Origin of the sequence: Spirillospora sp. NBC_01491 (assembly GCF_036227065.1) — a bacterium.
In the GTDB taxonomy this organism is placed as follows: domain Bacteria; phylum Actinomycetota; class Actinomycetes; order Streptosporangiales; family Streptosporangiaceae; genus Spirillospora; species Spirillospora xylanilytica.
Genome location: NZ_CP109432.1, coordinates 4,272,568 through 4,293,819, shown reverse-complemented (window position 1 = coordinate 4,293,819; position 21,252 = coordinate 4,272,568). Strand labels below are relative to the sequence as shown.

Below are 21,252 nucleotides of genomic sequence, written 5' to 3'. Positions count from 1 at the left end.
GCACTCAAGTTAGTGACTGATAACTAATTTTGGAGAAGAGTATGCGGCACCCAGCACTCCGGACGTTCATCGTCACCGGGGTGGCCCTGTTCATGGTGGCCCTGGACAACCTGATCGTCACCAACGCGCTGCCGTCCATCCGCACCGACCTCGGCACCGGCCTGGAAGGGCTGGGGTGGACGGTCAACGCCTACACCCTCACGTTCGCCGTCCTGCTGCTCCCCGCGTCGGCGGTCGCCGAGCGGTACGGGCGGCGCCGGCTGTTCACCGCCGGGCTCGCGCTCTTCACGCTCGCCTCCGCCGCCGCCGCGCTCGCCCCCGGCATCGGCGTCCTGATCGCGGCCCGCGCCGTCCAGGGCGTGGGCGGCGCGGTGGTCACCCCGCTCACCCTGACACTCCTCGCCGGCGCCGTGCCGCCCGCCAAGCGCGGCGTGGCCATCGCGGCCTGGAGTGTCATGAGCGGGCTCGGCGTCGCCCTCGGCCCGGTGGTCGGCGGCGCGGTCACCCAGTACACGAGCTGGCAGTGGATCTTCTGGCTGAACGTGCCGATCGGCGTGGTGCTGGTCGCGCTGGCCCCCCGCTTCCTGACCGAGAGCCGGGGCACCGCCAAGCGCCTCGACATCCTCGGAACCCTGCTGGTGACCGGTGGGCTGCTCGGCATCGTGCTCGGCCTGGTGCGCGGGAACGAGCACGGCTGGACCAGCGGTCAGGTCCTCGGCTCGCTCGCCGGCGGCGCCGTCCTGCTGGTGGCCTTCGTCGCGCACGAGCTGCGCACCACCCGGCCGATGCTGCCGATGCGGCTGTTCCGCAGCCGCGGCTTCAGCCTCGTCAACGTGATCTCGCTGCTGATGACGTTCGCCATGTTCGGCTCCACCTTCCTGCTGATCCAGTTCCTCCAGGGCAGCCAGCAGATGACGCCGCTGGAGGCCGGGATCCGCACGCTGCCCTGGACCGGGATGCCGATCCTGGTCGGCCCGCTCACCGCGCCGCTGATCACCCGGTTCGGCGGGCGCGCGGTCCTGGCCGCCGCGCTGCTGTTGCAGACGGTGGGGCTCGGCTGGATGCTCGTGGTCCTGGCCCCGGCCACCACCTACGCCGCGTTCGTCCCCGGGTTCGTGCTCGCCGGGATCGGGATGGGCCTGTTCTTCGCGCCGGTCGCCCGGATGACGCTCGGCTTCGCCCCGCCGGAGCTGACCGGGGTCGCGTCCGGGGTGGGCAACATGCTGCGCCAGCTCGGCACGGTCCTCGGGGTCGCGGTGCTCGGCGCGGTCTTCGCCGGCAACGGCGACCTCGGCGACCCCGGCGCGTTCGTCGACGGCCTGCGCCCGGCGATGGGGCTCGGCGTGGCGGTCCTCGCCGCCGGAGTCGTGGCGGCGGCGTTCATCCCCAAGGGCCTCCCGTCCGAGCAGGCCGGGGCGGCCAAGTCGGACGGTGCGGCCAAGGCGGACGGTGCGGCCGAGGGCGGCGGCGCGGCCGAGACCGGCCCTCGTCCCGCCGAGGCCGCGCGGACGCCCGCGAGCTGAACCGCCGGCCGGGCGGGCGCCGCCGGGCCGGTCGCCCGCCCCGCCGGGAGCCCGGCCGGTCGACCACCGTCCGGCCGGGCCGCTCGCCCGTCCGGACGGCCGGCCGGAAGGTCAGTCCAACCAGGTGTCGACGCCGGTCAGCAGGCGTTTGCGGACGTCGTCCGGGGCGGCCGAACCGTTGATCGACTGCCGGGCCAGCTCGGCCAGCTCGGCGTCGGCGAACCCGTGTTCGGCGCGGACCAGCTCGTACTGGCGGGCCAGCCGCGAACCGAACAGCAGCGGGTCGTCGGCGCCGAGCGCGATGGAGGCCCCCGCCTCGTAGAGCGTCCGGACGGGGACGTCCGCCGCCGTCGCCGCCACCCCGAGGCTCACGTTGGACGCCGGGCACACCTCCAGCGTCACGCCCCGCTCGACGATGCTCTCCAGCAGCCGGGGGTCCTCCACCGCCCGCACGCCATGCCCGATCCGGTCGGCCTTCAGCGTCTCCAGGCACTCCCGGACGCTCGCCGGACCGAGCAGCTCGCCACCGTGCGGATCCGACAGCAGGCCGCCGTGCCGGGCGATCCGGAACGCCCCCTCGAAGTCGTAGGCCCGTCCCCGGCGCTCGTCGTTGGACAGCCCGAACCCGACCACGCCCCGCCCGGCGTACCGCACCGCCAGCCGGGCCAGCGTCTTGGCGTCGAGGGGATGCCTGATCCGGTTGGCCGCGATCACCACCCCGATCCCCACCCCGGCCGCCGCGCCGGCCTCGCGGGCCGCGTCCAGGACCAGCTCCACGGTCGGCGTCAGCCCGCCGAAGCGCGCCGCGTACCCGCTCGGATCCACCTGGATCTCCAGCCAGCCCGACCCCTCGGCCGCCTCGTCCTCGGCGGTCTCGCGCAGCAGCCTGCGCAGGTCGTCCGGCGTCTGGAGCACCGACCGGGCGATGTCGTACAGCCGCTGGAACCGGAACCAGCCGCGCTCGTCGGTCGCCCGCAACCGGGGCGGCCAGTCCTCCACCAGCGCGTCCGGCAGGTGCACGCCGTGCTCGGCCGCCAGCTCCACCAGAGTGGTGTGCCGCATCGAGCCGGTGAAGTGCAGGTGCAGGTGGGCCTTGGGGAGTTCGGAAATCGGGCGGTCACCAACGGTACGGGCCTCCATGACGTAATGCTGCCCGATCCGGCCCCCCGTGTCGCGCGGAAGGTCCCGTGGGGAGTCCCAGATCATCCGCATGAGTCATCACTCATGGCACGTATCGACCATGTCGGCACTGGTCGCCGCCGCCGTCGCCCCGCCACGGGGACGTGCGGGCACCCGCCCGGAAAACTTTTCTGGAACCCGTGCAACCCCCCGAGGGGGTCGCGCGTATGTGAGGGGCGCAAGAGAAAAACAGGGGCATGAAGGGATACAGGATGATTTCGCTAAAGGCCGCCCTGATCGTCGCGTCGGCCGTGGGCACGGTCGGTGTCGGCGGTGCCACCTACGCCTCGGTCGCCCAGCCCGAGGCCGGCCTCCGTTCGGACGCCTCCCGGCTGCCCGACGCGCCGGGGGCGGGGAAGCCGGCCGCCGCCGCGGCGACGCGCCCGTCCTGCCTGCCGAGCCCGTCCACGCTGCCGAAGGCCGGCGACCTGCCCAAGGGCGCCAAGCTCCCCGACGGCACCGCGCTGCGGAACGGTGCCAAGCTCCCGGACGGCCGCACGCTGCCCGATGGCGCCAGGCTCCGCGAGGGCGTCAAGCTCCCGAGCGGCGTCAAGGTCCCCGATGGTGCGAAGCTGCCGGACGGTGCGAAGCTTCGCGAGGGCGCCAAGCTGCCCGACGGAGCCAAGCTGCCCGACGGTGCGAAGGTCCCCACCAACGTCGCGCCCGCCGCGCCGGGCAAGGCCGGCACGCGCGCCGAGCCCGGGACGCCTCCCTGCGCCAAGACCACCGGCGTCGCGCCGGCGGGCAAGCCCTCGCCGGCTCCGTCGAACCTGCCCGCCTCGCGCGTCCCGTCGGTCCCGTCCGTTCCGGCGAAGCCGACGGCGTCCTGCGACAAGCTGCCGCCCGCGGTCGTGATCGGCAGCGCGGCCGAGAAGGCCTTCACCCTGCCCCGCGGCCTGCGCTTCAGCGCCGCGGGCACCGCGGCCAGGACGGTCGGCCCCCGGCAGATCTGCGTCACCACCCAGAAGTGGACCGCGGGCAACGGCCAGTGGCTGACCGTCGAGCGGCTGAAGGCCACCCCGAAGGCGACCCCGGCCCAGCTCCGGCAGGCCGTGCGACTCGCCTCCGGCGCCCGCAGGACCATGGTGGGCGGAGCGGTCGCCTGGCAGACCCCCAAGGGCGACGGCGTCCTGATGCTCGGCTCCGACGGCAGTGCCGTCTACGTCAACGGCAGCCCGGCCCTCGCCGGCCACCTCCAGGACGTCACGTCCAAGCTGAGGCTGCCCGCCTGATGCTCCCGGGGACGGACGGCCCTCAGGCGCGAGGGGCCGTCCGCCCCGGTGACAACTGCATGAGTGCCGAGCCGGACGGAGCACCGTGGGGCGTCGAGATGACCAATCGTTCGTGGAGTTCGTGGCGGAACGCGGAACCGCGCTGATGCGGACCGCCGTTCTCATGTGCGGGTCCAGACAGGACGCCGAGGACGTTCTCCAGACCGCGCTGGAGAAGGCCTACCGGCACTGGGGGCGGCTCGACCCCGAGTCCGACCCCGAACCGTACGTCCGCCGGATCCTGGTCAACCTGATGATCAGCCGGGCGCGGCGCTGGAAGGTGCTGCGGGAGATCCACATGGCCAGGCCGCCGGAGGTCCCGGCGGACCCGGAGAACCACGCCCTCGAACTGCGCGGGGCGCTGATGGACGAGCTGCGCAGGCTGGGGCCGCGGCAGCGGGCCGTGCTCGTACTGCGCTACTGGGAGGACCTGTCGGAAATGGAGACCGCGGAGATGCTCGGCTGCTCGGTCGGCACGGTGAAGAGCCAGGCGTCCCGAGGACTGGCCCGGCTCCGCCAGCGCCTCGGCGGCAGCCTGACGCTCATGGGGGGCTGACGATGGACCTGGAAGACGAACTGCGGGCCGCCATGGTCGAGCATGTGGCGGACGCGTCGGCCCCGGCGACGCTCGCCGGGGACGTGCGCGGACGGTACCGCCGCCGCGTCGCGCGGATCCGCGTGGCGCTCGGGGTCGGCGCGGCGGCCGTCGTCGCGGTGGCGATCATCCCGGGCTACCAGAGCTTCCGCGCCGGGCAGGTGAGCACACCCGCCGCCTCGGACGGCCCCGCCGGACGCGGCGGCCCGGACCAGCCGGGCCGGGCGATGCCGCAGCCGGTGCCGTCCCGCACCTCGGGCGCGCCCGCCCCGGTGCCGTCCCGGGACATCGGCGGCACCGAGTCGCCGCGCCCCCTCCTCTCGCACCCGCCGGGGCAGGGCGGCCCGGACGGCCCGCACGGCCCGTCCGGCGACGGCGGCCCGGCTCCGGGCTGGATGACGTACCTGCCCTCGGGCCTGCGCGCCCTCCGCCCGTGCGCCGAGCTGGAGAAGGGCGGGCGGCGCACGACGAACTGCCGCTGGTCCGGGACGAACGGCTGGGTCGAAGTGCACATCACCCGCGGATCCGGGCTGGCCGGACCCGGTGACGTCATCGACGGCGCCCCGACGGCCGGCGGGACACCGGTGGCCGGCAAGGACCGGGTGCACGGCCACCCCGCCGTCACCACCGACCGTCCCGACCGGGGACGCCAGATCGCGTGGGTGGAACGGCCCGGCGTCGGGATCCTGGTGCTGGTCGGCCCGGCGCTCCGCGACGAGCTCCTGACGGTCGCAGAAGGCGTACGCCCCTGACCATCCCGCAGAGGGGGCGTACTTTCCCCGCGGCCAGGGAGGGCGGCCAAGGGGAAGGAAAAAGGGACGCCCCGACGGTCTCGTCCGGACCGTCGGGGCGTCCCGCTCTGTCTCTCGGCGGTCGTCAGCCCGCCTCGTTCAGCAGCTTGGCGACGCGGGAGACGCCCTCGGTCAGGTCCTCGTCACCCAGCGCGTAGGACAGGCGGAAGTAGCCCGGCGTGCCGAAAGCCTCACCCGGGACCAGCGCGACCTCGGCCTCCTCCAGGATCAGCGAGGCCAGCTCGACCGAGGTCTGCGGGCGCTTGCCCCGGATCTCCTTGCCCAGCAGCCCCTTGACCGACGGGTAGGCGTAGAACGCGCCCTCGGGCTCGGGGCACAGGACGCCCGGGATCTCGTTCAGCATCCGGACCATCGTCTGCCGGCGCCGGTCGAACGCGGTGCGCATCTCGGCCACCGCCGCCAGGTCGCCGGTCACCGCCGCCAGCGCCGCGGCCTGCGAGACGTTGGCCACGTTGGACGTGGCGTGCGACTGCATGTTGGCCGCGGCCTTGATCACGTCCTTCGGGCCGATCATCCAGCCCACCCGCCAGCCGGTCATCGCGTACGTCTTGGCGACGCCGTTGACCACGATCGTGCGGTCGGCCAGCTCGGGCACCACGGCCGGCATCGAGTGGAACTCGGCGTCGCCGTAGACCAGGTGCTCGTAGATCTCGTCAGTGATCACCCACAGCCCGTGCTCGTCGGCCCAGCGGCCGATCGCCTCGATCTGGTCGCGGCTGTAGACCGCGCCGGTCGGGTTGGACGGCGACACGAACAGCAGCACCTTGGTGCGGTCGGTGCGGGCCGCTTCGAGCTGCTCCACGCTGACCCGGTAGCCGGTGGTCTCGTCGGCGACCACGTCGACCGGAACCCCGCCGGCCAGCTTGATCGACTCGGGGTAGGTGGTCCAGTACGGCGTCGGCACGATCACCTCGTCGCCCGGGTCGAGCAGCGCCGCGAACGCCTGGTACACCGCCTGCTTCCCGCCGTTGGTGACCAGGACCTGCGCCGCGTCGACCCGGAAACCGGAGTCGCGGACGGTCTTCTCTGCGATGGCGGTGCGCAGTTCCGGCAGCCCCCCGGCCGGCGTGTACTTGTGGAAGCGCGGCACCCGGCACGCGGTCACCGCCGCCTCGACGATGTAGCCGGGCGTGGGGAAGTCGGGCTCGCCCGCGCCGAACCCGATGACCGGGCGGCCCGCCGCCTTCAGCGCCTTGGCCTTGGCGTCGACGGCCAGCGTGGCGGATTCGGAGATCGCGGCGATGCGCTTGGAGATGCGAGGACGGTCGATGCTCATGTCCCTATCGTTACAGACGCCGCGCGATGACTTGCGCGATATATACGCGCCGGTCGGACGGCCTGCGGACGCGCTGCCGGACGATCGTGCCGCGTTCCGGTTCGACGAGGAGCCCGTCGGCACGTAGACTCATCGATCTAGTGGCGCGTCATCGGTTTACGGCATGCACGCGCGAGGCCGTAAGCTATGACCGGCACGACCCGATCGCATCGGTCGGCGCACGACCGTCCCCTCAGGGGGGCGGCTGTATTTCCCCCCTTCGGGGGGTGGCTGTATTTCCCCCTTCGGGGGGGTGTAGGGCAGTGGCTCAATTGGTTAGAGCTCCGGTCTCCAAAACCGGCGGTTGGGGGTTCGAGTCCCTCCTGCCCTGCGAGGTGCGGTGCGCGCACCCGTGCCGATTCACGTCACGGCGCGCCGAGTCATGGCATACGGCGGCGCGGGCCCGCGCAACAACCACATGACGGTGGTTGGTCACGACCTATGAGGTGAACGGCGGCACAATGGCGACTGACACGCGCGGCGACGCCGCGGCGAAGGACGAAGGCAAGGGTGAGACCAGGTCCAGGCGGACCTCGCCCGCTAAGTTCGTGCGCCAGATCGTCGCCGAGCTGCGCAAGGTCATCTGGCCCACGCGCCGAGAGCTGATCACCTACACGACGGTGTCCCTGGTCTTCGTACTGATCATGGTCGCGATCGTGTCCGGCGTCGACTGGGGACTCCAGAAGGGCATCTACGCCATCTTCGGCTGAGCCGTCCCCGGTATCGCAGGCCGTCCGCCGGTGCCCCGGCGCCCGCAAGTCCATCACGCAGACCGATCGAGAGAAAGAGTCACCGTGTCCGAGTCCTCACAGCCCTACGACGAGGCCGTACAAGAGGCCCAGTCCGCTGCGGCTGCTCCGGCCGACCCGGCGGGAACGCCCGCTGGGAAGACGGACGAGGCCGTCGCCGGCACCGCCGCCGAGGCCGGGGCCGAGCCGGTGGGCACGGAGACCGAGGGCGACACTCCCGCCGCCGAGACCGCCGAGGCCGAGTCCGGCGCGGCGGCCCCCGAGGCCGAGGCCGACGACGCGGAGACCGCCGAGGGCGAGTCCGCGGACGCCGAGGCCGGTGCCGAGGGCGAGGGCGAGGCTGACGACGAGGCCGAGGAGGTCGACGCCGGTCCGCCGGTCGACCCCTACGCCGAGTTCAAGATGCAGCTCCGCCTGGAGCCGGGCGACTGGTACGTCGTGCACTCCTACGCGGGGTACGAGAACCGGGTCAAGACCAACATCGAGACCCGCACCCAGACCCTCAACATGGAAGATTTCATCTTCCAGATCGAGGTCCCTCAGCACGAGGTGACCGAGATCAAGGGCGGCAAGCGGCAGAAGGTCAACGAGAAGGTCCTGCCGGGCTACATCCTGGTCCGGATGGAGCTCACCGACCAGTCGTGGGCCGCGGTCCGCAACACGCCGGGCGTGACCGGGTTCGTGGGGCTGCTGAACAAGCCGTCCCCGCTCAGCCTGGACGAGGTCGCCAACCTGCTGGCGCCCGAGCCCGAAGAGGGCGTGTCCAAGGCCAAGGAGCACGCCAAGGTCGCCGCCACCGTCGACTTCGAGGTCGGCGAGTCGGTCACCGTCATGGACGGCCCGTTCGCCACCCTGCCCGCCACGGTCAACGAGATCAACGCCGAGCAGCAGAAGCTCAAGGTGCTGGTGTCGATCTTCGGCCGGGAGACCCCGGTCGAGCTCTCGTTCAACCAGGTCTCGAAGATCTGACGCCGGTCGGCGCATATCCTTGAAACTGCCCCGCGTACGCGGGGATGCTCCCGTGCGGTCGCGCGCGGGCCGGAAGGCCCCGGCGCCGCCCCGTCCGCGGGGATGTACGGGAGCGAGCGGTTCCTACGTCGCGATGGAGTCCCGGCCGCGACGCTGCCCATGAACCGTGGGAGTCGGAACCGAAAGCAAACGGGACATAGGGGTAGACATGCCTCCGAAGAAGAAGAAGATCTCGGCGATCGTCAAGGTCCAGCTCAACGCCGGACAGGCGACCCCGGCGCCGCCGGTCGGTACCGCGCTCGGTCCGCACGGCGTCAACATCATGGACTTCTGCAAGCAGTACAACGCTGCTACCGAGGCCCAGCGCGGCAACGTCATCCCCGTAGAGATCACCATCTACGAGGACCGGTCGTTCACCTTCGTCACCAAGACCCCGCCGGCCGCGCAGCTCATCCTGAAGGCCGCCGGTGTCGAGAAGGGCAGCGGCGAGCCGCACAAGACCAAGGTCGGCTCGGTGACCCGCGACCAGATCCGCGAGATCGCCACGACCAAGATGCCCGACCTGAACGCCACCGACCTGGACGCCGCCGACAAGATCATTGCCGGCACCGCCCGCTCGATGGGCATCGAGGTCAAGTAGTCCCACCCGGTGGGAGGGCCTGCGCGGCCCGTACCACGAACTCCGTGAATGGAGCAGTCGATGAAGCGCAGCAAGAGCTACCGCGCCGCGGCCGAGAAGATCGACCGTGAGGCGCTGTACAGCCCGACCGAGGCCGTGAAGCTGGCCAAGGAGACCGCGGCCGCCAAGTTCGACGCGACCGTCGAGGTCGCCCTGCGGCTCGGCGTCGACCCCCGCAAGGCCGACCAGATGGTGCGCGGCACGGTCATCCTGCCGCACGGCACCGGCAAGACCGCCCGCGTGCTGGTCTTCGCCGGCGGGGCCAAGGCCGAGGAGGCCCTCGCGGCCGGTGCCGACATCGTCGGCTCCGACGACATGATCGAGAAGATCCAGGGCGGCTTCCTGGACTTCGACGCGGTCGTGGCGACGCCGGACCAGATGGGCAAGGTCGGCCGGCTGGGCCGGGTGCTCGGCCCGCGCGGCCTGATGCCCAACCCGAAGACCGGCACGGTCACCATGGACGTGGCCAAGGCCGTGTCCGACATCAAGGGCGGCAAGATCGAGTTCCGCGTGGACCGGCACGCGAACCTGCACTTCGTCATCGGCAAGGCCTCCTTCGACGAGAAGCAGCTCGTGGAGAACTACGCCGCGGCGATCGAAGAGGTGCAGCGGCTCAAGCCGTCCGCGGCCAAGGGCCGTTACGTGAAGAAGGCCGTGCTGACGACGTCGATGGGGCCGAGCATCCCCGTCGACCCGAACGCGGTCCGCAACCTCACCGCGGAGTTCGAGGACAACTGAGCACCGTCCCGCCGCCGCGCGCGGAGGCGGGGCATCGACAGGGCGTTCCCGTTCGGGGGCGCCCTGTCGTCGTTCCCGCGGCACCGGACTTGGATACCGGGAACACCGTCCAGATTCGGACATTTCAGTAGTCTGATCGCTTTGTTACCGATGGGGATTCTGGTGTTGAATCAGCACCGTGAACCGTCGAACGGATCGGGCCATCGCCATCTCCGCCATCGCCGCCGTGGTCGTCGTCCCCACCGTGGTCATGGTCGTGGTGCAGACGAACGGCGCCTCGCCCAAGGACGCCGGTGAGATGCCGCCCGCGGCAGCGGCGGCCCAGCATGACCCGGCTCAGGTGAGCGAGTCGCCCGTGCCGGGTGCTCCGGCCGGGGCCGCGTCGCCGCTTCCGGGCACCGGAACCCCCGGGTCGGGGTCCGGGACCGGGGCCGGTTCTGGGACCGGGGCCGGTTCTGGCGCCGCGCCCAGTACGCCGTCCGGCCATGGCGGCGGCTCGGCGAGCCCCGGGAGCCCCAGCGCGAAGCCCCCCGCGCTGCGCTCGTTCACCCGGCTGACCGACGTGAAGCTGTCGGGCGCGGCCAACGGCGACTACGAGCACGCCACCGAGACGACCACGTTCACGCTCTCGCCGTCGTTCTCGATGAACGCGGTCGGGCAGCGGCGGACGATGAAGGACGGGAAGCTGACCACGCTCACCCAGAAGGTGATCATCAGTGGCGGCACCCTCAAGGCGTTCGACGGCAAGTCCTGGGAGTCGTCCAAGCTCTCCTCGGCCCAGTTGCAGAATCTGCGCGAGGGCTCCGACCCGAGGCAGCTCACCTGGCTGGTGCGGAGCGTGCCCGGCATGGCCAAGACCGGGCCCGACAAGTTCGGCTCGACCCACTTCGTGGCCAAGGCGCTGATGGGCGACCTGTACGGGCGGCTGCCGAAGGACGTGGCCGCCGAGACGCGCAAGGTGATGCCCGACGGCACGGCGGTCGGGCTCGACCTGTGGTCGGACGGCAACGAGCGTCCGACCTGGATCGGGCTGAACGCCGCGGCGCCCGGAGCGAACTTCAACGGGTCGATGACGTTCAAGTCGTACCGGTAGCCGCGGGAGGACGGGGCGCCGGGACGACGGGGCGCCCGGCGGGCGGACCTGCGGCTTCGGGTCTCCGCCGTTAAGGGTGGCTTTCCGGGGGTACGCCGCAGGTCGTACTGGCGGGTGTCCCGTTCGTACCATCGGGGGATGTGGCCCGAACGCCGCCCGGCGAGACTGGAGCCATCCAGTAGGGCGATCAAGGAGGCACAGTTCCGATGAACCGACGATTCGCGGTGGCGGCCGGCGGTACCGCGGTGGGCGCCGTTCTTCTCCTGTCCGGATGCGGCGCGGACGGATCCGGCGCCACCACGACCAAGAACATGAAGCTGAGCGCCGGCGAGGCCCTGCTGAAGACCTCCGAGAAGACCGGGCAGGCCGACACCTTCAAGGCCGACCTGACCGTGACCGACGCCGGCGACCAGGCGGGGCGGATCCACGCGACGGGCCAGTTCCGGCTCAGCCCGCAGCTGTCCTTCAGCGCCAAGCTCGACGAGTTCAGCCGCGGCGGCCAGGCGGTGCCGGGGGCCCAGGGGCAGGCGATCTTCAAGAACGACGTGCTGTACGCCAAGGTGCCGCAGCTCGCCCAGTTCGTCAGCGGCGGCAAGCCCTGGGTGAAGATCGACGTGGCGCAGATGGGGCAGCGCACCGGGTTCGACGTCAAGGGCCTGGTCGACCAGGTGCAGAAGATCAACCCGGCGGAGCAGACCAAGATGTTCACCGCCTCCAAGGACGCGCGCAAGGTCGGCGAGGAGACCGTCGACGGGGTGAGGACCATCCACTACACCGGCACGGTCACCGTGCAGGACGCGCTCAACCGGCTCGACCCGCAGGCGCGCGAGAAGGTCCGCGCCCGGTTCCCGCAGAACGCCGCCAACGAGAAGATCAGCTTCGACCTGTGGAACGGCCCCGACCAGCTTCCGCGCAAGCTGGTGTCCAAGGGCGTCGGCGAGGCCGCCAAGGCCGGCTCGGTGCAGGTGGTCTACAGCGACTACGGCAAGTCGTTCGGCGTCAACCCGCCGCCGTCCGACCAGGTGGGGGAGCTGTCCATGAGCGGACTCCTCGGCAACTAGCCCGCGCCCCACAACTGCCACCTGGTCCCATAAGGTGACTATCGTCCCATCGGTCCGGCTGAACCGCAGCAGTCTCCTCCGCGTCTGATCAGAGTCCGGCGGGAGCGTTCGGGCATGGAGACGCACCTAAGGAGATCCAGATGATCCGTCGCTTCGTGGTGGGGACCACGGTGGCCACCGGTCTCGCCCTCTCGCTCACCGGCTGCCTGGGCGAGGCCGGGGACAAGGTGGGCGACGCCGGGGAGAACATCAGGCTCAGCGCCGCTCAAGTGCTCGGCAAGACCGCCGAGAAGACGGGGCAGACCGACACCTTCCAGGCCGACATGTCGATGAAGGCGTCCGCCGGGGGCATGGGCAGCATCGAGATGAACGGCTCGATGCAGTACCGCACCAAGCCCGAGCTCGCCTACAGCATGAACTTCGACCGGATGTCCATGGGCGGCAAGTCCATGAGCGGGATGCGCCAGGTCTTCATCGGCCGGACGATGTACATGAAGTCGCCCGCGCTGGGCCAGGCCGGCGGCACGCCGGGCAAGCCGTGGCTGAAGATCTCGCTCGACCAGGCCGGCGAGAAGTCCGGCATGAACCTCGACCAGCTCCTCCAGCAGTCGCGCCAGATGGACCCGGTGCAGAGCACCAAGCTGCTCACCGCGTCCAAGGACGTGCGCAAGGTCGGCGAGGAGACCGTCGACGGGGTGAAGACCACCCACTACACCGGCACCTACCAGATGACCGACGCCATCGCCAAGCTCCCGGCCGATCAGCAGGAGGTCTCCCGCAAGGCGCTCACCTCCATGGGCATGGGCTCCATGGCGTTCGACCTGTGGGTGGACGGCGAGCAGCTGCCGCGCAAGATGGCGATGAAGTCGCAGGGCCAGAACCCGATGTCGATGACCATGAAGTACCGCGACTACGGGAAGCCGGTGCAGATCACCGCCCCGCCCGCCGACCAGGTCACCGACTTCGCGGCCATGATGAAGGGCCTCGGCGGCGCCGGCGGCGCGGGCCTCCCGGCCGTCCCGCCCGCCCGGAGCTGACCGCGCCCTCTTCGGAGGCGATGCCGCGGGGCCGGGACGGATTCCGTCCGGGCCCCGCGGATTTGTCTAACCGGTGAGGCGTCACGTACTCTGTCCACTGCCGAAGACCGCCGGTCGTCACCCGTAAGAAGGTGACCGAAGGACCCGACTCGTTCGGGCGACCCGCGTAGGTGAGACGAGAGCTTTCGCATGACTTCCGTGTTATGCCAACGCCCCGTGCGCCTGCGCCGGGGCGTTTTTTGGTTGATTGACGTCCGTCCTCACCGGCGGGCGATGATCGCAATCACCCAGGTAATCGGAAGGAGGCCCCATGGCTAAGGCCGAAAAGGCCGCGGCGATCGCCGAGCTCAAGAACGAGTTCGCGAGTTCCAGCGGTGCCGTGCTGACCGAGTACCGCGGGCTCACGGTGGCCCAGCTCAAGGAGCTGCGCACCAACCTCGGCGACAACGCCAGGTTCGCCGTGGTGAAGAACACGCTGACCAAGCGCGCGGCGGACGAGGCCGGTGTCGACGAGCAGTTCCGCGAGCTGCTCGAAGGCCCCTCGGCCATCGCGTTCGTCCACGGCGACGTGGTCGAGGCCGCCAAGGGCCTGCGTGACTTCGCCAAGGCCAACCCGGACCTGGTGATCAAGGGTGGCTTCATCGACGGCAAGTCGATGGTGCCCGCCGACATCACCAAGCTCGCCGATCTCGAGTCTCGCGAGGTCCTCCTCGCGAAGCTGGCCGGCGCGATGAAGGGCTCCATGGCGAACGCGGCCATGCTCTTCAACGCCCTGCCGACGCAGGCGGCCCAGCTCGTCGAGGCGCTGCGCGTCAAGCGCGAGGCGGCCGGCGAGACGGCCGAGGCCCCGGCGGACGCGGCTCCGGCCGAGGCCGCCGCCGCCGACGCGGACGAGGCACCCGCCGAGTAGTCGACGCCCGTTCACCAGGCCGGCGCGCGCCGGCCCGGACGGACCGAGACGGACCGAGACCCGCGGTCCCCGTAACACCCCGGATTTTGAAGTCACAGCGGAGGAACACATCATGGCGAAGCTCAGCACCGCAGAGCTCCTGGACACCTTCAAGGAGATGACCCTCCTCGAGCTGTCCGAGTTCCTGAAGGAATTCGAAGAGGTCTTCGACGTCAAGGCCGCGGCTCCGGCCGTCGCCGTCGCCGCCCCGGCCGGTGGCGGCGGCGCCGCCGAGGAGGCCGCGGTCCAGGACGAGTTCGACGTCATCCTCGAGGGTGCCGGCGACAAGAAGATCCAGGTCATCAAGGAGGTGCGCACGCTGACCAGCCTCGGCCTGAAGGAGGCCAAGGACCTGGTCGACGGCGCCCCCAAGGCCCTCCTCGAGAAGGTCAACAAGGAGCAGGCCGACAAGGCCAAGGAGGCCCTGGAGAAGGCCGGCGCGACGGTCACCGTCAAGTAAGGCGCTCCACCGCTCTTCCCGAAGGCGGCCATCCCACCACGGTGGGATGGCCGCCTTCGTGCGTTCCGGCGGACCGTCGCGGGATGTGGCCGGAGCCGATGTCGCAGGCCGGAAGGTGCGGGAAAACTGTGCCCGGGTGATAAATCAGTGGCCCGAAGCGCTTCCCGGAGTCGGTTGTGCGGGGTCCGGAAGGCGGCGTAGCGTCCATTTCGGCCCCCGAGGTCTCTGGGGCCGCCCGGTCCCCGGCCGCACCTCCCGACCCCCGGCCCGGGGCCGCGCTCTTGGACCACTAGTCTCATAGGCGTCGTAAGTAACGGTTGTCTTACGACGTCGCGTTTCACTGCTGTTGCGGTCCCGAACCCCTTCCATTTGTGCGTAGGGCCGCTACGGTAGTGGCACCCGTCACGGCTACCGATCGGTAGCAACGGGCCCGCCACGCGGTGTGACGACAACCGCAACAGCCTGAGTACTACTCGCTCATGGGTTCCGGATTCCCCCCGGCCTGGACGAAAGGTGACGAGTGGGCGTCGAGATCAGAGTCGAGGGCCTGACCAAGTCCTTCGGCAGCCAGACGATCTGGCAGGACGTATCGCTAACGCTGCCCTCGGGAGAGATCTCCGTTCTCCTCGGACCGTCCGGCACGGGCAAGTCGGTCTTCCTCAAGACACTGGTCGGGCTGCTCAAGCCCAACCGCGGCCACATCTGGATCGGCGACCGGGACCTGCCGTACCTGCCCGAGTCGCAGCTCTACGACACCCGCAAGCTCTTCGGCGTGCTGTTCCAGGACGGCGCGCTCTTCGGCTCGATGAACATCTTCGACAACGTCGCGTTCCCTCTGCGCGAGCACACGAAGAAGTCCGAGTCCGAGGTCAAGCGGATCGTGATGGAGAAGCTCGACCTGGTCGGCCTGCTCGGGGCCGAGAGCAAGCTTCCCGGTGAGATCTCCGGCGGCATGAAGAAGCGCGCCGGGCTGGCCCGCGCACTCGTGCTCGACCCCGAGATCCTGCTGGTGGACGAGCCCGACTCGGGTCTGGACCCGGTCCGCACCGCCTACCTGAACCAGCTCTTCGTCGACCTGAACGCGCAGATCAACGCGACGTTCCTGATCGTCACGCACGACATCAACACCGCCCGGACCGTGCCCGACAACATCGGCCTGCTGTTCCGCCGCGAGCTGGCCATGTTCGGGCCGCGCGAGATGCTGCTGTCCAGCGAGGAGCCGGTCGTCCGGCAGTTCCTCAACGCCAGCAAGATCGGCCCGATCGCGATGTCGGAGGAGAAGGACGTCTCCGAGCTGGAGGCCGAGGCCCGGATGGGGCTGGAGGCGGGCAAGCTGCCGCCGATCCCGCCGCAGCTCATGCCGAGCGACGGCCGCGTCCGGCCGACCCAGCAGGCCCCCGGCGGCTGGTGCGCCGCGCACGGCGTCGTCCCGCCGCCCGGCTCGTTCATCGACGACCTCGGCCGCAACTGGGTCGAGGAGTGGCCGCGCTACGTCGCGTCCATGGCTCCGGTCGGGGCCCCCGCCCCCGGCGGGCAGGGCGGGCAGGTTCCGGGTGGACGGCCCCCTGGAGGCACGTACTGATGTCCGTTCCTGGTATCGGCGCGAACCAGGGAGGGGGCAAGAAGGACGGCGGCTCCTCGGCCGCGTTCCGCAAGATCTCCGATGGCGCCGCCAACGTCGCCATCAGGGAGCCGGGACGGTTCTTCGCCCTGTGCCTGGACACCGGCCGGGCGATGTTCCAGTGGCCCTTCCAGTGGCGCGAGTTCATCCAGCAGGCATGGTTCATCGTCAGCGTGACCGTGGTGCCGACGATGCTGGTCGCCATCCCCTTCGGCGGCATCCTGTCGTTGCAGGTCGGCGGGCTCATCCGGCAGCTCGGCGCCGAGTCCTACACCGGTGCCACCGCGGTGGTCGCGATCGTCCGCGAGGCCAGCCCGCTGGTCACCTCGCTGCTGGTCGCGGGCGCCGCCGGCTCGGCGATGTGCGCCGACATCGGCTCCCGCAAGATCCGCGAGGAGATCGACGCGATGGAGGTGCTCGGGATCAACCCGCTGCACCGCCTGGTGGTGCCGCGGATGCTCGCCTGCGCCTTCGTCGCGGTGTTCCTGAACGGCCTGGTGTCGGTGGTCGGCCTGATCGGCGGCTACGTCTTCAACGTGATGCTCCAGGACGGCACGCCGGGCGCCTACCTGGCCTCCTTCAACGCCATCGCGCAGCTCCCCGACCTGATGCAGGCCGAGTTCAAGGCGTTCATGTTCGGCATCACCGCCGGCCTGGTCGCCGCGTACAAGGGCCTGAACGCCAAGGGCGGTCCCAAGGGCGTCGGCGACGCGGTCAACCAGACCGTCGTCATCACGTTCATGCTGCTCTTCCTGGAGAACTTCGTGATCTCCGCCCTGTACTTCCAGTTCGTCCCGCAGAAGGGGATGTGATGGCGGGCAGGCGGGGCGAGGGCGTGAGCGCCACCGCCCCGGGCAGGGCGGGCAAGGCCGTCACGCGGGTCGTCAACGCCCCGCTGGAACGGCTCGACGACTTCGGGCACCAGCTCTCGTTCTACGCGCGGGCGTTCGCGTGGGTGTTCCGGGTGCTGCGCCGCTACCGCACCGAGGTGCTGCGGCTGCTGGCCGAGGTCAGCCTCGGCACCGGCGGGCTGGCGGTGATCGGCGGGTCGGTGGTGATCGTCGGGTTCATGACGTTCTTCACCGGCAGCCAGGTCGGCCTCCAGGGCTACAACTCGCTGAACCAGATCGGCACCGCCGCGTTCACCGGGTTCGTCGCGTCCTACTTCAACACCCGCGAGATCGCGCCGCTGGTGTCGGCGCTGGCGCTGTCGGCCACGGTCGGCTGCGGGTTCACCGCGCAGCTCGGCGCGATGCGGATCTCCGACGAGATCGACGCGCTGGAGGTCATGGCGGTCCCGTCGATGCCGTTCCTGGTGACGACGCGGATGCTGGCCGGGATGATCGCGGTGATCCCGCTGTACATCGTCGGCCTGCTGGCCTCCTACGGCGCGACCCGTCTGATCGTCACGCTGTTCTACGAGCAGTCGACCGGCACCTACGACCACTACTTCAAACTCTTCCTGCCGCCGTACGACATCCTCTGGTCGTTCGGCAAGGTGATCGTCTTCTCCGTGCTGGTGATGCTGATCCACTGCTACTACGGCTACCACGCCAGCGGCGGCCCGGCCGGCGTCGGCGTCGCGGTGGGCCGCGCGGTGCGGACCAGCATCGTGGTGATCAACGTGGTCGACCTGCTGCTCGGCATGGCGATCTGGGGCGCGACCGTCTCCGTACGGATTGCGGGGTGACGGCGCGATGACGCATTCGGCGAACCCGGGGTCCGGCAGGCTGTCGCAGCGGATGCGCCACCGGCTGCTCGGCCTGTCGATGGTCGTGGTGATCGTGCTGCTGCTGGCGCTGACGGTCGCGCTGTTCAACAAGGCGCTGACCCCCGTCGTCAGGGTGACGGTGGACGCCGAGCGGGCCGGGCTCCAGCTGCTGCCCCGCTCCGACGTCAAGGTGCGCGGGCTGATCGTGGGCGAGGTCCGCGGTTCGCACGCCACCGAGCACGGCGCGGTGCTGGATCTGGCGCTCGATCCCGACAAGGCCAAGCTGGTCCCGTCCAACGTGCAGGCGCGGCTGCTGCCGAAGACGCTGTTCGGCGAGAAGTACGTCGACCTGGAGATCCCGGCGCAGGCGGGCCGGCCGGGCCTGCGCAAGGGGCAGGTCATCCAGCAGGACCGGTCGCAGACCGCGGTCGAGATCGACAAGGTGCTCGGCAACCTGCTGCCGCTGCTCCAGGCGGTCAAGCCGGAGAAGCTGAACAGCACGCTCAACGCGATCGCGACGGCGTTGCAGGGCCGCGGCGAGCAGCTCGGCGGCGACCTGGAGCAGGCCGACGCGCTGCTGAAGAAGATCAACCCGCAGCTCGGCACGCTGGTCCACGACCTCAACGGGCTCTCGGACGTCTCCGACATCTACCGCGCCGCGGCACCGGACCTGCTCGACACCCTGCGCAACCTCAACGTGACCAGCAAGACGATCACCGACGAGCAGGGCACGATCGAGGACATCATCCCGATGGTCACCGGCTTCTCCAAGGACACCGACCGGTTCATGAAGGTGAACGGCCCGAAGATCATTGGCTTCAACGTGGCCAACCGGGACGGGCTGGAGGTGCTGGCCCGCTACTCGTCCACGCTGCCGTGCGTGCTCGCGGGGATGATGAAGCTGAAGCCGGAGGCCGAGCGGGTGGCGGGGGCGGGCGGCTCCAAGACCTTCAACCTGACCATCGAGATCGTCAAGCCCCGTCCGGCGTACAAGAACCCGCTGGACCTGCCCGAGATGAAGGACCAGCGCGGCCCGCGCTGCTACAACCTGCCCGATCCGAAGGTCCCCTTCCCCGACTGGATGGCGTTGGACGGCACCCAGGACGACCTGTGGTGGAAGAACCCCGGTGACCCGAACGCCGGCGGCAACGGCGGCGGGCAGGGCCGGGGCCGGGCGATGTCGAACGTGTTCGTCGACCCGGGCACCGCGATGACCGAGAAGGACAAGATCAAGAATGTCGTCGGGCCGATGACCCGCACCCCCGCGGGCGAGGTGTCGGACGTGGCGCAACTGCTGTTCGGGCCGGTCATGCAGGGATCGGTGGTGACGGTCAAGTGAAGACCACCAGCGCCGCCGTCAAGCTCCTGATCTTCGTGGTACTCACCTCGCTGACCACCGGCGTGCTGGCGATGACCATCTCCAACGCGCGCTTCCAGAGCACCGACAGCTACAGCGCGATCTTCACCGACGTGGCCGGGCTGCTCGACAACGACGACGTGCGCGTCGCCGGGGTCCGGGTCGGCCAGGTCGAGAAGATCGAGCTGTACCGGGGCGACCGGGCCAAGGTGACGTTCAGCCTCGGCAAGGGCGGGGTGTTCGAGGGCGGCCTCCCCACGTCCACTCAGGTGCAGGTGCGGTACCGCAACCTGATGGGGCAGCGCTACCTGGCGCTGAACGAGGGGCCGGGGAACGCCAACGAGCACCTGCGGCGCGGCGCGACGATCCCGGAGACGCAGACCCAGCCGGCGCTCGACCTGACCGTGCTGTTCAACGGATTCCGGCCGCTGTTCCGCGCGCTGGAGCCCGACGACGTCAACAAGCTGGCCTTCCAGATCGTGCAGACGCTCCAGGGCGAGGGCGGCACGATCAACAGCTTGCTCGCGCACGTGGCGTCGCTGACCAACACGCTGGCCGACCGCGACAAGGTCATCGGCCAGGTGATCGACAACCTGAACAACGTGCTGGGCACCATCGACCAGCGGCACACCCAGGTCAACCGCCTGATCACCGACCTGCGCGGGTTCGTCGGCGGGGTCGCCGACGACCGGCAGGCGATCTTCGACTCGGTGTCGGCGATCAACCAGCTGACCGGCACCACCGCCGGGCTGCTGCGCGAGGCCCGTCCCGGGCTCAAGAACGACATCGCCGGGCTCCAGCAGCTCAGCGGGACGCTGAACAAGAACGGCGACACCCTCGACAAGGGCTTGCAGCGGACCCCGGAGCGGCTGGAGAAGCTGGTCAACATCTCCTCCTACGGCTCCTGGTTCAACATGTACATCTGCGGCCTCGACGCGCGGGTGCGGCTGCCGGGCGGCCCGGTCTACCAGACGCCCGCGATCGTGAACGAGAACGCGAGGTGCAAGTAGATGAGGATCCCGTTCCGGGAGCGCAACCCGGTCCCCATCGGCATCGCCGCGTTCGCCGCCATCGTCGTCGTGCTGGCGGTGGCGATGAACCTCCAGAGCATCCCGTTCGTCGCGGGCGGCACCGAGCACAAGGCCGCGTTCAAGGAGGCGGCCGGGCTCAAGTCGGACGAGGAGGTCCGCGTCGCCGGCGTGAAGGTCGGCCAGGTCACCGCGCTGGACCTGGACGGCGACCACGTCACCGTCACCTTCCGGGTGGACGACGGGGTCAGGCTCGGCGACCTGACCCGCGCCGAGATCAAGATCAAGACGATGCTCGGCGCGCACTACCTGGCGCTGGTGCCGCGCGGCGGCGGCAGGCTCGGCAAGCGGATCCCGATCGACCGGACCAGCACCCCGTTCGAGGTCGTCCCGGCGATCAGCGAGCTGAGCCAGCGGGTCAGCAAGATCGACTACAAGCAGATGGCGAAGTCGTTCGACGTGCTGTCGGACACCTTCCGCAACTCGCCGGAGGAGATCAGGGCCTCGCTCAAGGGGCTGCGCCGGCTGTCGGACACCGTCGCCTCGCGCGACGAGCAGCTGCACGAGCTGACCGGCAAGGCCAAGAACGTGTCCCAGCTCCTCGCCGACCGCAACCAGGACTTCACCAAGCTGGTCCAGGACGGCGACAAGGTGCTCCAGGCCGTCCAGTCGCGGCGCGCGGTCATCCACCAGCTCCTGATCAACACCGTCGCGCTCTCCCAGCAGGTGAACGCGCTGATCCGGGAGAACGAGAGCCGGCTCCGCCCGATGCTGGACAACCTGGAGAAGGTCAGCGGGATTCTGCTGAAGAACCAGGACAACCTGGACAACATCATCAAGCTGTACGCGCCGTTCGCCCGCCAGTTCGCCGACGTCACCGGCACCGGGCGCTGGTTCGACTCCTACATCCAGAACCTCCTCCCCATCCCCGCGTCGATCAAGGACGCGCCCAAGAGCAACGGAGGCGCGAACGGCGGCACCGCCCAGCAGCAGGGCGCGGGCAGGCCCGGAACCGGCCAGCAGGGCACCGGCCAGCAGGGCACCGGCCAGCAGGGCGCCGGCCAGAACAACCCGTTGCCGTTCCTCCCGTAAGCGCGAGCAGGCA

At 70.3% G+C, this 21,252-nt stretch carries 21 protein-coding genes and 1 tRNA gene; 20 read left to right on the top strand and 2 right to left on the bottom strand.

Going from position 1 to position 21,252, the window contains the following annotated elements; genetic code table 11:
- The first annotated feature begins 41 nt into the window (after positions 1–41).
- Entirely contained in the window at positions 42–1,523 is a 1,482-nt protein-coding gene (locus tag OHA34_RS19925) for a DHA2 family efflux MFS transporter permease subunit (RefSeq protein WP_329518543.1), read from the top strand.
- A gap of 111 nt (positions 1,524–1,634) precedes the next feature.
- Here OHA34_RS19925 and OHA34_RS19920 read toward each other — a convergent pair whose 3' ends face one another.
- Entirely contained in the window at positions 1,635–2,663 is a 1,029-nt protein-coding gene (locus OHA34_RS19920; protein ID WP_285942744.1) for an adenosine deaminase, read from the bottom strand.
- Between the two features lie 251 nt (positions 2,664–2,914).
- Here OHA34_RS19920 and OHA34_RS19915 point away from each other — a divergent pair, with 251 nt between their 5' ends.
- The 3 genes from OHA34_RS19915 (at position 2,915) to OHA34_RS19905 (ending at position 5,320) form a co-directional block, all read left to right on the top strand.
- Positions 2,915–3,934 carry a hypothetical protein gene (locus OHA34_RS19915; RefSeq protein WP_329518542.1) on the top strand — a complete coding sequence of 340 codons (1,020 nt, stop codon included), beginning with the start codon at positions 2,915–2,917 and terminating at the stop codon, positions 3,932–3,934.
- Positions 3,935–4,019: 85 nt separating this feature from the next.
- Positions 4,020–4,529 (top strand): SigE family RNA polymerase sigma factor, encoded by a 510-nt coding sequence (locus OHA34_RS19910; RefSeq protein ID WP_285942742.1) that lies wholly within the window; start codon positions 4,020–4,022, stop codon positions 4,527–4,529.
- 2 nt (positions 4,530–4,531) lie between these two features.
- Entirely contained in the window at positions 4,532–5,320 is a 789-nt protein-coding gene (locus OHA34_RS19905; RefSeq protein ID WP_329518541.1) for a hypothetical protein, read from the top strand.
- A 124-nt stretch (positions 5,321–5,444) separates the two neighbouring features.
- Here the strand turns inward: OHA34_RS19905 and OHA34_RS19900 are convergent, their stop codons facing one another.
- Positions 5,445–6,656 carry a pyridoxal phosphate-dependent aminotransferase gene (locus tag OHA34_RS19900; RefSeq protein WP_285942740.1) on the bottom strand — a complete coding sequence of 404 codons (1,212 nt, stop codon included), beginning with the start codon at positions 6,654–6,656 and terminating at the stop codon, positions 5,445–5,447.
- A gap of 296 nt (positions 6,657–6,952) precedes the next feature.
- Here OHA34_RS19900 and OHA34_RS19895 point away from each other — a divergent pair.
- From OHA34_RS19895 to OHA34_RS19820, 16 genes are all read left to right on the top strand, one after another.
- Positions 6,953–7,026 (top strand) — tRNA-Trp (locus OHA34_RS19895).
- A gap of 130 nt (positions 7,027–7,156) precedes the next feature.
- The gene (secE, locus tag OHA34_RS19890; RefSeq protein ID WP_285942739.1) at positions 7,157–7,405 is read left to right on the top strand and encodes a preprotein translocase subunit SecE; all 249 of its coding nucleotides are present in this window, start codon (positions 7,157–7,159) and stop codon (positions 7,403–7,405) included.
- 84 nt (positions 7,406–7,489) lie between these two features.
- The gene (gene nusG, locus OHA34_RS19885) at positions 7,490–8,413 is read left to right on the top strand and encodes a transcription termination/antitermination protein NusG (protein WP_285942738.1); all 924 of its coding nucleotides are present in this window, start codon (positions 7,490–7,492) and stop codon (positions 8,411–8,413) included.
- 208 nt (positions 8,414–8,621) lie between these two features.
- On the top strand, positions 8,622–9,053 hold the full coding sequence (gene rplK / locus OHA34_RS19880) for a 50S ribosomal protein L11 (protein ID WP_285942737.1): 432 nt from the start codon (positions 8,622–8,624) through the stop codon (positions 9,051–9,053).
- A 60-nt stretch (positions 9,054–9,113) separates the two neighbouring features.
- On the top strand, positions 9,114–9,830 hold the full coding sequence (gene rplA / locus OHA34_RS19875; RefSeq protein WP_285942736.1) for a 50S ribosomal protein L1: 717 nt from the start codon (positions 9,114–9,116) through the stop codon (positions 9,828–9,830).
- 178 nt (positions 9,831–10,008) lie between these two features.
- On the top strand, positions 10,009–10,923 hold the full coding sequence (locus tag OHA34_RS19870) for a hypothetical protein (RefSeq protein ID WP_285942735.1): 915 nt from the start codon (positions 10,009–10,011) through the stop codon (positions 10,921–10,923).
- Between the two features lie 206 nt (positions 10,924–11,129).
- Positions 11,130–11,984 (top strand): LppX_LprAFG lipoprotein, encoded by an 855-nt coding sequence (locus OHA34_RS19865; RefSeq protein ID WP_285942734.1) that lies wholly within the window; start codon positions 11,130–11,132, stop codon positions 11,982–11,984.
- 140 nt (positions 11,985–12,124) lie between these two features.
- Positions 12,125–13,021, top strand: coding sequence for an LppX_LprAFG lipoprotein (locus tag OHA34_RS19860; RefSeq protein ID WP_285942733.1), 897 nt, complete (start codon positions 12,125–12,127; stop codon positions 13,019–13,021).
- A 310-nt stretch (positions 13,022–13,331) separates the two neighbouring features.
- Positions 13,332–13,931, top strand: a complete 600-nt coding sequence (rplJ, locus tag OHA34_RS19855; RefSeq protein ID WP_285942732.1) for a 50S ribosomal protein L10 — start codon at positions 13,332–13,334, stop codon at positions 13,929–13,931.
- A gap of 112 nt (positions 13,932–14,043) precedes the next feature.
- Positions 14,044–14,430 (top strand): 50S ribosomal protein L7/L12, encoded by a 387-nt coding sequence (rplL, locus tag OHA34_RS19850; RefSeq protein WP_285942731.1) that lies wholly within the window; start codon positions 14,044–14,046, stop codon positions 14,428–14,430.
- A 520-nt stretch (positions 14,431–14,950) separates the two neighbouring features.
- Positions 14,951–16,012 carry an ABC transporter ATP-binding protein gene (locus OHA34_RS19845; protein ID WP_285942730.1) on the top strand — a complete coding sequence of 354 codons (1,062 nt, stop codon included), beginning with the start codon at positions 14,951–14,953 and terminating at the stop codon, positions 16,010–16,012.
- The gene (locus OHA34_RS19840) at positions 16,012–16,863 is read left to right on the top strand and encodes an MlaE family ABC transporter permease (protein ID WP_285942729.1); all 852 of its coding nucleotides are present in this window, start codon (positions 16,012–16,014) and stop codon (positions 16,861–16,863) included. Before OHA34_RS19845 ends, OHA34_RS19840 begins: the two co-directional genes overlap by 1 nt.
- Positions 16,863–17,741, top strand: a complete 879-nt coding sequence (locus tag OHA34_RS19835; protein ID WP_285942728.1) for an MlaE family ABC transporter permease — start codon at positions 16,863–16,865, stop codon at positions 17,739–17,741. The genes OHA34_RS19840 and OHA34_RS19835 overlap by 1 nt, the downstream gene beginning before the upstream one ends.
- Before the next feature lie 7 nt (positions 17,742–17,748).
- The gene (locus OHA34_RS19830; RefSeq protein WP_329518540.1) at positions 17,749–19,101 is read left to right on the top strand and encodes an MCE family protein; all 1,353 of its coding nucleotides are present in this window, start codon (positions 17,749–17,751) and stop codon (positions 19,099–19,101) included.
- Positions 19,098–20,129, top strand: a complete 1,032-nt coding sequence (locus OHA34_RS19825; protein WP_285942726.1) for an MCE family protein — start codon at positions 19,098–19,100, stop codon at positions 20,127–20,129. Before OHA34_RS19830 ends, OHA34_RS19825 begins: the two co-directional genes overlap by 4 nt.
- Entirely contained in the window at positions 20,130–21,239 is a 1,110-nt protein-coding gene (locus OHA34_RS19820) for an MCE family protein (RefSeq protein ID WP_329518539.1), read from the top strand.
- Positions 21,240–21,252 lie beyond the last annotated feature (13 nt).

What these genes read in the sequence shown, in the direction of transcription:
- rplK (WP_285942737.1), top strand. Translation starts at nt 8,622, where the DNA reads ATGCCTCCGAAGAAGAAGAAGATCTCGGCGATCGTCAAGGTCCAGCTC.
- OHA34_RS19920 (WP_285942744.1), bottom strand. Translation starts at nt 2,663, where the DNA reads ATGGAGGCCCGTACCGTTGGTGACCGCCCGATTTCCGAACTCCCCAAG.
- OHA34_RS19900 (WP_285942740.1), bottom strand. Translation starts at nt 6,656, where the DNA reads ATGAGCATCGACCGTCCTCGCATCTCCAAGCGCATCGCCGCGATCTCC.
- OHA34_RS19925 (WP_329518543.1), top strand. Translation starts at nt 42, where the DNA reads ATGCGGCACCCAGCACTCCGGACGTTCATCGTCACCGGGGTGGCCCTG.
- OHA34_RS19835 (WP_285942728.1), top strand. Translation starts at nt 16,863, where the DNA reads ATGGCGGGCAGGCGGGGCGAGGGCGTGAGCGCCACCGCCCCGGGCAGG.
- OHA34_RS19820 (WP_329518539.1), top strand. Translation starts at nt 20,130, where the DNA reads ATGAGGATCCCGTTCCGGGAGCGCAACCCGGTCCCCATCGGCATCGCC.
- secE (WP_285942739.1), top strand. Translation starts at nt 7,157, where the DNA reads ATGGCGACTGACACGCGCGGCGACGCCGCGGCGAAGGACGAAGGCAAG.
- OHA34_RS19860 (WP_285942733.1), top strand. Translation starts at nt 12,125, where the DNA reads ATGATCCGTCGCTTCGTGGTGGGGACCACGGTGGCCACCGGTCTCGCC.
- rplA (WP_285942736.1), top strand. Translation starts at nt 9,114, where the DNA reads ATGAAGCGCAGCAAGAGCTACCGCGCCGCGGCCGAGAAGATCGACCGT.
- OHA34_RS19830 (WP_329518540.1), top strand. Translation starts at nt 17,749, where the DNA reads ATGACGCATTCGGCGAACCCGGGGTCCGGCAGGCTGTCGCAGCGGATG.
- OHA34_RS19905 (WP_329518541.1), top strand. Translation starts at nt 4,532, where the DNA reads ATGGACCTGGAAGACGAACTGCGGGCCGCCATGGTCGAGCATGTGGCG.
- rplJ (WP_285942732.1), top strand. Translation starts at nt 13,332, where the DNA reads ATGGCTAAGGCCGAAAAGGCCGCGGCGATCGCCGAGCTCAAGAACGAG.
- OHA34_RS19865 (WP_285942734.1), top strand. Translation starts at nt 11,130, where the DNA reads ATGAACCGACGATTCGCGGTGGCGGCCGGCGGTACCGCGGTGGGCGCC.
- OHA34_RS19915 (WP_329518542.1), top strand. Translation starts at nt 2,915, where the DNA reads ATGATTTCGCTAAAGGCCGCCCTGATCGTCGCGTCGGCCGTGGGCACG.
- OHA34_RS19840 (WP_285942729.1), top strand. Translation starts at nt 16,012, where the DNA reads ATGTCCGTTCCTGGTATCGGCGCGAACCAGGGAGGGGGCAAGAAGGAC.
- rplL (WP_285942731.1), top strand. Translation starts at nt 14,044, where the DNA reads ATGGCGAAGCTCAGCACCGCAGAGCTCCTGGACACCTTCAAGGAGATG.